Below are 12,291 nucleotides of genomic sequence, written 5' to 3' on the forward strand. Positions count from 1 at the left end.
GAATTGCGAATTACCTATCCTCGAGGTTCAAGTTCGCAGGGAGATCTGGCTTTTCGAGTTCCAAACGGATCGAATTACAGTTGCGGGTCAGCGTGGGATTTACACCCAACTTCATCCTAAAAGTTAGGATCCATGGTTTTTGCGAAGAAGATTCTTACAATGAAAAAATGAATAAGAGGCATGAATGATATTATACGTTTAGAGCGACTTCTTCCGGTTTGCTATAGATTATCTTTCGAACTTCGCAGTTCCCAATCTTTGTATGAGTTTTGGTTTGATCTGTAAATCTTTCACAGAACCTATCCATAACGAAGCCATGAGTGCAGATGCCTATCTTAGTTCGATTGTGCAATTGAATTAAGTCTTGGATGGTTTTGCAAATTCGATTGCTTGCCTCCTTCTTGGATTCTCCTCCCGGAAACCGAAAGGAATCGGAGTCGATCCCTGCTTCCTTCCATTGGGAATAGGCTTTCTTTCCGAATTTTGGGAGTATATCGGATTCAAGCAGCCCTTGCGCTTCTCCTAATGATATTTCTCTTAATCCTATATGATAGACGATATCTAACTTTAGGATCTTTGCAACAACCTGAGAAGTTTCCCTTGCACGAGTTAGGTCGCTACTGAACAGGATTTCGAGTCCTTCTTCTTTCAATACTTGACCTAGTTTTTCCGCTTGTTCGATTCCGTTTGGATTTAATTTGGTATCTGTTTGGCCTTGGAGCCTTCCTTCCGAATTCCAATCCGTTTCCCCATGTCGAAATAAGATCAAGTTGTATTCTTTAGATTTCATATGGAAAAGAAATTTGCGGATTGTAAGTAATTTAAAAGAAGAGTAAACGCTTTAACCGCTATTAGGTAAAAGAAAGCGGTAAGTATAGAAGCAAATAGGACGATCTTATTTGCATCGAGTATCTTCTGGGGTGTTAAGTTTTCGTTTGCTTCTCCTATCTTTGGCTTTTCGCTTAGCACTCCTTGATAATAATTCCTTCCACCCAGTTGGATATTGAGAGCTCCTGCCAGTGCTGCTTCAGAAAGACCGGAATTCGGGCTTGGGTTCTTGCGACCGTCCCTGCGCAAAATGTGTAAGGAAAGAAGAGAGTGGAATCCGAGCAAACCGGAGGCAATGGAAAGAAGGGGGGCGGTAATCCGGGCCGGGATATAGTTCGCGAGATCGTCTACCTTCGCGGGGACCCATCCGAATCGAATATAGGTTTCATTCTTATAGCCAAACAGTGAGTCCAGGGTATTGATCGATCTATATAGGATCGCCAAAGCGGGACCTCCGATAGCAGCAAAGAATAAGGGAGCGGTAATCCCATCCACAAGATTTTCTCCAACGCTCTCTACAGTTGCTCGAACGATCTCCTCTTCCGAGAGCGATCCGGTATCCCTGCCTACGATCTTTCCTACTTTCTCTCTTGCCATTTCCACATTGCCCTCTGCAAGAGCATGATAGACTTCTTTGCTGTGATCTAGCAGGTCTTTCAGGGCTACACTAGTATATATTATAAAAATAGAAAGTGTATATTCTAAGAACGGATGTATTTCGGAAGAAAGCTGTAGTAGGCTCCATGGCAAGAAGAAGGATGCAGAATATACGATAAGCGAAGTGACGCAACCGGCTAGAAAGGGAGAAGGGATAGCGAGCCTGCTTATCCTCTCCAAGTATCTGGCGAATTTTCCCATAAGCCTCACAGGATGAGGAAATCCTTGCGGATCCCCAAGGCTTAGATCTAAAGCGAGGGAAATTGGGATCAGCCAAAAAGGATTCATTAGATCCCGAGTATCCCATAGATCCGATTCATGTCCAAAGACTCTCTGACTTTCTTTGCTAAACGATCCAAGCTTGTCTCCAGTTCGTACTTGGCTTGGATCTTAGCGAGAGGTCTCTGTCCTTTCTTTTGGCGGATCCTATCTAAGAACCATCTTCTGAATTCGTCCTCGTCAAAGATCCCATGCAAATAGGTTCCCCAGATATTCTCAGACATTCCTTGGTGGCCGATCGCTGCTCCCATTGAATTTCGAAAAAGAGGTTTCAGGTCCGTATTCGTTTCAGTAACCCCGTGATGGATCTCATATCCGATCACTTTTTTTCCGGAAGGAAGATGATTCCCTTCTGTCTGCTTTAGATATTTCTGTTTTTCTAAAAGGGTCCGGACTCGAATGAGGCCTAGGCCGGAGGCGGAGCCTCTGTCGCTCTCGATCTGATGTGGATCATGTACGGACTCTCCGAGCATCTGGTATCCACCGCAGATACCTACGATCTCCGTCCTTCCTTCTCTATGAAAATTTAAAATTTCTTCGAAGATCCCGGACTCTTTAAGGTAATCCAGATCCGTGATCACATTCTTGCTTCCTGCGAGGATCAACACGTCCGGAGAACCCAATTCTTCTTTTCTAGTTACGATCCTGACTCTTACATCCGGTTCTATCCTAAGCGCATCCAGATCCGTATGATTGGAAATCCTGGGTGTATCGATAAGAGCGATATCGATCCGGTCTCCAAGAGGAGAAGTATCGTTTAAGCTTCCTGATTTGAATTCCAAAGAATCCTCTTCCGGTAGCATCAGATTGTTTAAAAAGGGAACGATGCCGAAGACTTTCTTTCCTGTGGCTTCCTCGAGATATTCGATTCCCGGATCCAGAAGTTGCTTGATCCCTCGGAACCGATTGATGATAAATCCTGCGACCAGTCTCCTTTCCCATTCGGCAAGGGTCTCCATGCTTCCTATGAATGAACCGAATACTCCTCCGTGATCAATATTACCGATCAATAATACTTTGGCCCTTGCATATTCGGCCATTCTCATATTGACTATATCTCTTTCTTTCAAATTTACTTCGGAGATCCCTCCGGCACCTTCTAAAACGACAAGGTCGAATTCTTGGGATAGGGAATCGTAAGATTTCTTGACTTCCTCAAAAGCGTTCGCTTTGAATTTCATGTATTCTCGGAAATCCATCGCATCCACTGGTTTTCCGTTTAATATCACCTGAGAGTCCTTTTCGCTAGAAGGTTTGAGAAGGATCGGATTCATTCTATAATCGGCTCGTATTTTGCACGCCTGTGCTTGCAGTGCCTGTGCTCTTCCAATCTCTGCTCCGTCAAAGGTCACAAATGAATTCAATGCCATGTTCTGGGACTTGAAGGGCGCGACTTTTAGACCGTCCTGTGTGAAGATCCTACAGAGTGCAGTGGTTAAAATGCTTTTTCCCACATTGGAAGCTGTCCCTTGCAGCATGAGTGCGGGTTTATTTGTATTTTTATGCCTTTCTTTGATCTTTTTCCCGAATACAATAGAGAATGCATCTATCAGTCTTGAATTCTCTTCGGGAGTTCTGACTGCGATCCGAATATAATGTTTATTTAAACCATCGAAATTGTCACAATTCCGGACTCCGATCTTAAATTCCGTAAGTAGCTTGGAGGATATATACTCTGCACTTAAGCTTGTATCCAGTATTTCTAATAGAATAAAATTTGCATTGCTTTTATAAATTCTGAATGCGCCTAACTCTATGAGATCTTCTTCCAGGGAATTTTTCCAGGTTTGGACTTTTGCCTTGGTTTCCCTGAAAAATTCTTTGTCCTTACCGGATCTTTCTAGAACGGAAGCGCTTAAGGTATTTAAATTCCAGTCGGGGATCTGTTCCGAGACGGACCTTGCAATCTTCGGAGATGCGATTAAGATCCCTAGCCTAAGTCCCGGAAGAGCAAGGATCTTGGTTAAAGACCATACGATCCCCATATTCTCCGTTCTGTGATGTCGAAAGGAGACTTCTTCTTTATTGAAATCTACAAAGGATTCATCTATTATAAAAAAGGAATTTGGATATCGCTTTGCAATCTCTAAGATACGTTCTCTATCTAATAACTTTCCGGTGGGATTGTTGGGATGACCTAAGATTATGATCCCGGACTTTCCCCCCTTATTCTTTAAGATCTCTTCCAAGGAATTGGGATCCAAATGGAATTCTTCTTCTTTTTTTAGTTCTATAGGATAAGTCGGTATCTTTGCAAGCTCGATCGCTTTTTTATAATCTAGATAAGAAGGAAGGGCGATTACTGCGAAGTCAAAGTCCTGGATTCTGGGAATTGCATAGATCAGCTCGGAGGCTCCATTGCCGAATGCAATTTCACTTTCGGGGATTTTCCAGAATTCCTGGATAGAGAGTCTCGTTCGGGAATACTTAGGATCCGGATAAGAGGCGAGATCGCTGATCTTAGAATGGATGAGGGGTCGTACCCAATCTGGAAAGCCAAGAGGATTTAAGTTGGCGGAGAAATCCAAGATCTCGGAAGGAGAAACTTCTGCTAGCTCCGCCATTCTCTCTAGATTACCCCCATGCACGGGTTCTTTTGCGCTCAAGAGACCTTCTCCCGATTTGATTTTAAGAGGATGGGAATTCCGCTCACAAGGAAGTATGCTTCTTCAGAGAAATTTGCCAATGTTTGATTACAAATTCCTAATATATCTCTGTACAATCGTCCAATTTTGTTTTCAGGTACGAGGCCCATTCCAACTTCGCTTGTGACTACGAAAATCGTTTTGGCATCTGAATTTCTCATGGAATTGCCCAGTTCTGTGCTCAATATCTGGACTGAGTCTTGGGTGATCTGCTCCCCATTTTTTTCGGCTCGATACATCAGATTATTGATCCATAGGCTTAGACAATCTAATACGACTACGGTTCTGGATCGCAATTGGGTGAAGGCATGGGCAACTTGGGTCTCTTCTTCTATCGTTTCCCATCCGATTCTTTCCTTCTTGTGTCTTTCTATCCTCGAACTCATTTCATCGTCCAATCGAGGGCAGGTTGCAAGAAAGATTTTTGGACCTTCTTCTTTGCTAGCTTGCTCTATCGCAAACTTGCTTTTTCCGCTTCTGCATCCTCCTGAAATATAGATTATCCTGGCCATTCACATCTCCTTTGCAAGTTGGAGGGTACGATCTTGACCATACTCGCTTCCCCGTTTTGGTATACCTCTAAGAAGACAATGGTTGAAGGAAGGATCCGGAATTTGAGATAGAAGGATGCCGGCATCCCCAAGAGCAAGCAGAGTAATAGGGATAGGATCCCTCCATGTGATAATATTAAGATATTCTTATGTTTAGAGGAAAGGACGATGTCTTTGAATTTTTCCGCTCTGGAAATAATCTCTCCAATGCTTTCTCCGTTTGGGAAGCGGAATCCTGGAGCGAAATTGGCCCATTCTGTAAGCTCGGCAAGATGACCTGTCCCGAGCTCCCGGAATGAGTATCCTTCCCAATCCCCAAAGTCGAATTCCTTTAGTTCGTCTTTATATTCCAGGGAAGGATCCCGATCGATTTGTAGAGATGCAAGGGTCTCTAAACATTGCTTAGCTGGGGATAAGAATATTTTTCCTCCCAGAAACTGTGATGGAAGTTCTTTTCGTACTCTTTCTATTTCTAATAATCCTTCTGAAGACAGAGATACGTCCTTTTGTCCTATATAATGTCCCTGATAGACTCTGTCGATGCTTGCATGTCGTAAGAGGCAAAGACTTTTCTTCATAAAAATGTCCTGCCAAGTGCATTATGATTTGTGAATGTAGATCTTCCGTGTTTCCAACTTCTGATCCCCGCTTGCACGCTTTGGAAGACAGCGGTTCCGATAAGATGTCCGAATATAGTATGCTTGCCCACATAATCGATCGCATTACTTCGAGTTGGAGAAAGGATCCCGATGCAATCCGTTCCGGTCCCGGTTGCAAGACCTTCCCCGGCCTTACTTTGTATCTCAGCTTCTAATACTGCCAAGGTCCTTGCTTCCGTGGCAATAGAGACCGCTTCTAAGCTTGCTGAAAGAGTTAAGGACTCTGAGGTTTGCACTAGTACATTGATGGTCCCTATCTTTGGGGAAGGAGTGGGAAGATCGCCTACTCGAACAGAATTCCCGAGTCCCACCGTTGAGATGCAGCGAACATGGAATTCTTCCTTGCTTCGAATAACGACAGAATGATCCAGGAGAGAAGCACTTGTCATGAAGCCCAGAACTTCTTCTCTTTCTCCTTTCTCCGCGAGGCGATTCCGATAAAACTCTTCCGGGATAATATTTGGTCCAAGATCGGAATTATTGACCCGGATCCAATATACCTTCTCGATAGATATCCAGCCTCCACCTACGATCGCCCAACTCAAAGCTGAATGAGTTTCTTTAAGAGGTAGCTCTAACCATTTCTCGGATACGAGTAAAGGGGAGTCTGAGAATGGATTCAATTCTTGGACCTCATGCAGGCATTCACGAAATTTTCGGGAATTGATGGATTGGATGCCCAATGTGCATGCACGTAAGAGCCTAGGATATTTCCATTTGTATATCCTTCCGGTGTGCTTAAGTCTGATTTACGCTTTCGTATTTTATAAGAATATAATTCTTCTCTCTCTTCTTCTAGGACCAGATCGGAATATCTGAACTGATGTCCTCTGAAACGAGTACCTGCCTCTCCTAGGATCGTGCCTTTTTCGGTATGCACTTCTACATAGCCTAATGCTTTTAGTTTTGGTCCCATGATCGTCTTCCCAGGGATCAAACCAAGCATGGGATGAGAAACTCCTTGTAGATCTTGTATCTCTTCGGATAAATACATAAGTCCGCCACATTCTGCATAGATAGGCGCTCCCGAACCTGCTAGATCACGAATGTCTTTTAGTAGGTTTGTATTCTGAGATAGTGCAGGGGCGTGCAATTCCGGATATCCTCCGCCTAAATACAAACCATCTACCTCGGGGAGGAATTTGTCGTTTATCGGGGAGAAATAGACTAATTCCGCACCGGATTCTTGCAATCTCCTCAGATTTTCTTCATAATAAAAATGGAATGCATTATCTTTGGCTACCCCGATCCTACACACGGATTGTTTGGTCACTCTTCCTTCTTCTTTTTGGAAGGAAAGAATAGGAGCTTTCCTTGCGATGGAAAGGATCTCATCTAGATCCAGATAGGATTCGCAAATATTTTTCCAGAAAGAAAGGCTTTCATTACTTAGGATCTTTGCAGTCGCGGAATGTAAGCCTAGATGTCTTTCCGGAAAAGATTGCTCGGGAAATTTCGGTATCCCTCCTAAAAGAGGAAATGGTTCCATTGCGGATTTAAGTACGGAAGTATGTCCTTCGCTTCCCACAAAGTTTGCGATAAACCCCTGGATCGGTACTTCTGGATCGTAGTTTAGAAGTCCCGACGAAATCGCTGCAAAGGTCCTTGCCATTCCGGAAGCATCGATTAACGCGATCACTGGCGCTTGCAGCCACTTGGCAATTTCCGCCGTGGAGCCGATATCCGAATGTGGAGAATGTCCGTCGAATAATCCCATGACTCCTTCGATGATGGTTAGGTCGGAATCTCGTGATGCCTCTATGAAGCTAGAAAGCACGCTCTCTTTTCCCATCAACCATCCGTCCAGATTTTGGCAGCTTTTGCCTGTCGTATGGGAATGATATGTGGGATCTAAATAATCGGGTCCGCATTTAAATGCGGAGACCTTAATACCTCTTGCTTGAAATGCCTTGGTTAGTCCGACTACTAATGTGGTCTTTCCGGTCCCACTTCCGGTGCCTGAGATCAAAATGCGGGGAATATTCAATTCGTGTAACATATTTCTCTAATAATCGATCCCGATCTGTGCGGGGATACCTTGTTCATGAGGATGCTTACGGGATTCTATGAAGCTAACCAGATCCGCAATCTCTACGATATTTGCAGGACAATTCCGTCCGGTAATCACCACGTGTACATCCTCCGGTCTTTTTCTTAAAACCTGGAGGACTTCCTCTGACTCTAACCAACCATAATGAAATGCGTATGTGATCTCATCTAATATTATGATCTTATAATTTCCAGAGAGGATCATTTCGGCAGATTTCTTCCAGGCTGCTCTTGCCGCTTCCTTGTCTCGGTCCAGATCGTCGCTTTCCCAGGTGAATCCTAAACCCATCACGTGAAATTCAAGGTCGGGAATGGTTCTTGCAAACTTTCGCTCTCCTGTTTCCCATTTTCCTTTTAGGAATTGCACGACACCGCACTTGATCCCTCTACCGAGTGCCCTGAATAGGATGCCTAGTGCTGCGGTAGTCTTTCCCTTCCCCGGTCCGGTATGGACTAAGATCATCCCTTTCTTCTTGGAACCGGAGCTCATTCGGATCTCTTTTCCTTTTTCGATTTTCTGAATTTATGAGAAAAATCGGAGGCATACAATCTAGAATCCGCGAAATCATGACAGTCCAAGACCTTGCCGACGAATATGATCGCCGTGCTTGTGATCTTTGCATCCTTCACTTTCGTCGTAATATCTTCTAATATACCTGTAATGATCTTTTGTTCGGGCCAGGTGGCTCTTTGCACTACTGCTACAGGACAATTTGCGCCGTAATGAGGAGTTAGTTCCTCGACTAATTTACGAATATGCAAAACACTTAGAAAGAAGACAAGGGTCGCACCTGTGGAGGCGAATACGGAAATTCTTTCCTTTTCAGGCATCGGGGTTCTCCCTTCCGCTCTTGTGATGACCACGGATTGAGATACTTCCGGAAGAGTGAGCTCTTTGCCCAACATGGCTGCTGCTGCAGTAAAAGAAGAGACTCCCGGAACGATCTCGTATGGGATCCTTAGCTCGTCTAATTTTCTCATTTGTTCCGCGGTAGATCCGAAGATGGAAGGATCTCCGGTATGTACTCTGGCAACGTCTTGGTCTTTTTCGTAAGCATCCTTCATGATGGAAATGATCTCTTCTAAGGTCATTTTAGAAGAATCTAATACAGTTGCATTTTGACCGGCCCTCTCTAAGACCCGAACGGGGACAAGAGAACCCGTGTATAGTATGATCGGACAGGTCTCTATTAGACGAGCCCCCTTGAGCGTGATCAATTCCGGATCTCCCGGTCCGGCTCCGATAATATAAACTTTCATATTGCTTCTAACATTTTAAAAGAGTTTCCCGGAAAACGGACCAGATCTGCCTTGGGGAATTTCCAAGCCATCGGGCATCTATATATTCCTTTCCGTTCCATAGTGTATTTTGTCCGTTATCGAGAACGTAATTCCACAAACGTTCACTCACAGAAGAGTTTCGATAGATGGCGAAAAGATCGTATATGAACTGAGGATCTCTCTCTTTCGGAGGAGATATCAGGACTTTAAATTGGATCTGATCTGTTAAGCTTTGATCCTTGATCTTAAGCGGTTGGAAATTTTCGTATTGCTCAGATATATTAAAGAATCCAAAAGTTTCCAGATCTATAGGTTGCTTGAGTTTTCCTACTAGGAAGAAATCGTTTTGGTCTTTAAGAATAATTCCGCCTCCCAATCTTCCGAGAAGTGAGATCTCTTCCTTAGAATGTAATTCCTCGCGAAGAGTATCTTTCGTTTGGATCGGTTCCAAAAATTGAAGAGCAGCTAATGCGTTTGCCGCAGATGTATCCGGCTTAATGTCTTCTTCCTCTGGATCGAAAACGGTAGTGCTTGTTCGAACAAAGGCGCCTTGGATCTTTGTAATATTCAAATTTGGAAGAGAACCGTGTTCTATCGGACGACTAGCCAAGTCGCCTTCCCCGCGTAAGGAGATCGCTCTGGTTTGTCCCGGTCTTACTGAACCATCTTCCAAAGAATATTTATTGCCATAACCTCTTGGGGTCACAAAAAATCCTTCGTATACAAAGGATTGTGAAGATCCGATGATAACGGTCGTATTCATTCCTATCTCGAATTCCAGGAAATGATCTAGGTCTGAAAATTGGACCATCTCTTGTCTGCGATATGCGCTCTTTACTAAGGCGACAGGAGTGCCACCAGGTCTGTATTTTCGAATGATCCTTGCCGCTTCTACGATCTGTCTTTGCCTTCTTCCGGAAGCGGGATTGTATAGATTTATTACGAAGTCTCCCTTCGCCGCGCTTTCGATCCTGTTCTCGATCACGGACCAAGGAGTGAGAAGATCCGAAAGAGAGATCCGAGCGGCGTCATGAACGAGAGGGGCTCCTACAAGGGAGGCACAGGAACTATCCGCAGTGATGCCAGGGATCATTTTGATCTCCGGAGAATCACCTTTTTTCCAACCGATATTTCTTAGTACTTCAAATACGAGCCCTGCCATACCATATACACCAGCATCTCCGGAAGAGATCAAGGTAACCGTCTTGCCCGATCTTGCGGTATCCACCGCAGTCTGAGCCCTTGTGATCTCTTCGGTCATTCCTGTGCGAGTGACTTGCTTGCCGCCTAGATGATGTTTAACTAAATTAATGTATGTCGTGTATCCGATCACATAATCTGCTTCTTTAATAGCGGAGAGCGCAGCCGGAGTAATATGTTCATCGTTTCCAGGTCCGATCCCGACTATATTCAGTTTTCCTGATGTTAGGTTCATGCCGAAACCGCCATATTCTTGGAATGTAATTCGGGCCGAGTGGGGAAGGGAATGCGTGAGATTGCGACGGTCAGGTTTTTGCCGTCTTCTCCTTTGTATTTTTGCTTCTGGACTAGGAGCCGTTCCGCCCCGGAGTATAATAAAGAGGCGGCTTCACTTACGGATCTGGTTCCGACATATTTTTTAGCTGCTTCCGAGGATTCGGAGATCCCTTCTACTTGGTCCAATTCCGAAGCGGGGAAGGTGCCGAATTCCCAGCCAAATTTACGACTGATCTCTAAAAAGGCGGGCTCGTTCTTCTTTGCGTCTACGCTTGAGATTGCCTTTACGCTTTCGAAGGAAAGTTTATTTTCTTCTAATATTTCTCGGATCCCGTTCTCAACGACCGAAGGATCTATCCCTTTGTCGCATCCTAATCCTATCACAAGGGATTTTGGCCTATATATTACTGAATTATTATATATTTCAGAATTGGATCCGAGATCCGTCCGATCACTTGCGATCAGTAGGATCTCATACTCTTTCGGATCGACCTGATCCAGATGGATCGAATATTCTACCCCCTTAGGAAGAGGTTTGTCCAAAGGCCAAAAATTCGGTTCTCCAGTTTCTTGTACAAATAGGACTTTGGTTTCGTTCACCACTGCCGCGCAGGCGCGGGTCACATTCCGATCCTGGTCTTCTAAGCTCCAACCCAAATCCCTGCCGAGTATATCCACGGTTAAAGTCCCGGAAACATCCGAAGCAGTCGTGATTACTGCGATATTTTTTAAATGGTCGGAGATCTTTTGTGTAAAGAAATTTCCTCTTCCTACATGTCCGGAAAGAAGGCAAATCGTAAATTTGGCCTGATCATCTATACAGAGAACTGCAGGATCTACTTTCTTATTTTTTAATAGAGGAGAGATCATTCTGACCACGGCTCCCACACTGATCACGAAAATATGGCAATCGTATTCCTGAAAAGTCTCCTTTAGGGTAGGTTCCATCGGTAGGCTTAAAAGTTGGGAACCCATGGGAGCTTCTTCTAGGAATTTAGGAGAAACGAATAGATCCGCATCCTTTAAAGAAGAATATAGATCGGATCCCGTTTTCAAGCCGTGCTTAGTGATCACATAGATCGCATACGGTTTTCTATTCGGACTCATACTGACTTCCTCGTAGAATTCCTTTTCGTTTTCGGATGGAGAGGACAACCATGGAAAAGTAATCACAACTTTCATTTTGGATAGACTCTAGATCTCGAACGATCTTTTGTTTATCGGTGGTTCCATAGGACACGTAGGTCGCATTCTTAAGTAAATTCAGTTCTTTTAATATACGGATCAGTTCCGGGACCACCTGGCCTACTTTGGTCAGAACGATCGTATCGAAGTCCTCTGTAAGTTTAGGAAGATCTTCTAGACCGTAAGTTCCCGGCAAAACGCAGAATCTTTCTCTTCCATCTGCGAGAGGAGTTAGAAGGCTCGCAGGGATCGCGGTAATGGAAGAAACCGCCGGGACGATCTCTATCTCTATTCCTGGCCATCGATCGGGCGCTTCTTCTAAAAGGTAGCTCCAAGAGCTGTAAACGGAAGGGTCTCCTTGGGTAATGAATGCAACATCTTGTCCTCTTTCCAATCTTTGCCCTATCTCCGTAAAGGCCTTGTCCCATGCAGGGATCAGGACATTCGGGTCTTTGCTCATCGGAAAAAGAAGAAAGAGCCTTTCTTGCGCGTCGTTATCCCGAACAATGGGAGAACAAACCCTCCAAGAAAAAGAGGGGAGATGTTCGCTACTCTTAGGGATGGCAAGCACAGGGACAGTGTTCAGTATATTTACCGCTCTAAGCGTGATCAGATCGGTGGCTCCCGGGCCTACCCCTACGCCGAATAATTTTCCGTATTTCGTTTTAGTAAGCATTCAGG

The 12,291-nt window shown here is 44.5% G+C and carries 12 protein-coding genes; all 12 read right to left on the reverse strand.

The genetic code is table 11. The annotated features are described in order from the left end of the window. Positions 1–190 precede the first annotated feature (190 nt). Genes EHO57_RS17610 through cobI form a run of 12 tightly spaced genes read right to left on the reverse strand, consistent with a single transcriptional unit; the run spans position 191 to position 12,286 of the window. A complete protein-coding gene (locus tag EHO57_RS17610; protein WP_135642290.1) occupies positions 191–790 on the reverse strand; it encodes a histidine phosphatase family protein in 600 nt (199 codons plus the stop codon). After that, a complete protein-coding gene (cbiB, locus tag EHO57_RS17615) occupies positions 787–1,773 on the reverse strand; it encodes an adenosylcobinamide-phosphate synthase CbiB (RefSeq protein WP_135642292.1) in 987 nt (328 codons plus the stop codon). The genes EHO57_RS17610 and cbiB overlap by 4 nt, the downstream gene beginning before the upstream one ends. Further along, positions 1,773–4,328 (reverse strand): cobyric acid synthase, encoded by a 2,556-nt coding sequence (locus EHO57_RS17620; RefSeq protein ID WP_135643292.1) that lies wholly within the window; start codon positions 4,326–4,328, stop codon positions 1,773–1,775. The genes cbiB and EHO57_RS17620 overlap by 1 nt, the downstream gene beginning before the upstream one ends. Before the next feature lie 38 nt (positions 4,329–4,366). Then, a complete protein-coding gene (locus EHO57_RS17625) occupies positions 4,367–4,921 on the reverse strand; it encodes a bifunctional adenosylcobinamide kinase/adenosylcobinamide-phosphate guanylyltransferase (protein WP_135642294.1) in 555 nt (184 codons plus the stop codon). Then, complete coding sequence (locus tag EHO57_RS17630) at positions 4,909–5,538, reverse strand: histidine phosphatase family protein (protein WP_135642296.1); 630 nt, start codon at positions 5,536–5,538, stop codon at positions 4,909–4,911. The genes EHO57_RS17625 and EHO57_RS17630 overlap by 13 nt, the downstream gene beginning before the upstream one ends. Then, positions 5,535–6,242: an adenosylcobinamide amidohydrolase gene (locus tag EHO57_RS17635; protein WP_135642298.1), complete on the reverse strand. Its 708-nt coding sequence runs from the start codon at positions 6,240–6,242 to the stop codon at positions 5,535–5,537. The genes EHO57_RS17630 and EHO57_RS17635 overlap by 4 nt, the downstream gene beginning before the upstream one ends. Beyond that, positions 6,239–7,618 carry a cobyrinic acid a,c-diamide synthase CobB gene (locus tag EHO57_RS17640; protein ID WP_135642300.1) on the reverse strand — a complete coding sequence of 460 codons (1,380 nt, stop codon included), beginning with the start codon at positions 7,616–7,618 and terminating at the stop codon, positions 6,239–6,241. Before EHO57_RS17640 ends, EHO57_RS17635 begins: the two co-directional genes overlap by 4 nt. 6 nt (positions 7,619–7,624) lie before the next feature. After that, the gene (gene cobO, locus EHO57_RS17645; protein ID WP_135642302.1) at positions 7,625–8,158 is read right to left on the reverse strand and encodes a cob(I)yrinic acid a,c-diamide adenosyltransferase; all 534 of its coding nucleotides are present in this window, start codon (positions 8,156–8,158) and stop codon (positions 7,625–7,627) included. Further along, entirely contained in the window at positions 8,155–8,928 is a 774-nt protein-coding gene (gene cobM / locus EHO57_RS17650; protein ID WP_135642304.1) for a precorrin-4 C(11)-methyltransferase, read from the reverse strand. Before cobM ends, cobO begins: the two co-directional genes overlap by 4 nt. A 7-nt stretch (positions 8,929–8,935) precedes the next feature. Further along, a complete protein-coding gene (cobJ, locus tag EHO57_RS17655) occupies positions 8,936–10,384 on the reverse strand; it encodes a precorrin-3B C(17)-methyltransferase (protein ID WP_135642306.1) in 1,449 nt (482 codons plus the stop codon). After that, complete coding sequence (locus EHO57_RS17660; protein ID WP_135642308.1) at positions 10,381–11,532, reverse strand: cobalt-precorrin 5A hydrolase; 1,152 nt, start codon at positions 11,530–11,532, stop codon at positions 10,381–10,383. The genes cobJ and EHO57_RS17660 overlap by 4 nt, the downstream gene beginning before the upstream one ends. Continuing rightward, on the reverse strand, positions 11,519–12,286 hold the full coding sequence (cobI, locus tag EHO57_RS17665; RefSeq protein WP_135642310.1) for a precorrin-2 C(20)-methyltransferase: 768 nt from the start codon (positions 12,284–12,286) through the stop codon (positions 11,519–11,521). The genes EHO57_RS17660 and cobI overlap by 14 nt, the downstream gene beginning before the upstream one ends. Positions 12,287–12,291: the final 5 nt, after the last annotated feature.

Origin of the sequence: Leptospira langatensis (assembly GCF_004770615.1) — a bacterium.
In the GTDB taxonomy this organism is placed as follows: domain Bacteria; phylum Spirochaetota; class Leptospiria; order Leptospirales; family Leptospiraceae; genus Leptospira_B; species Leptospira_B langatensis.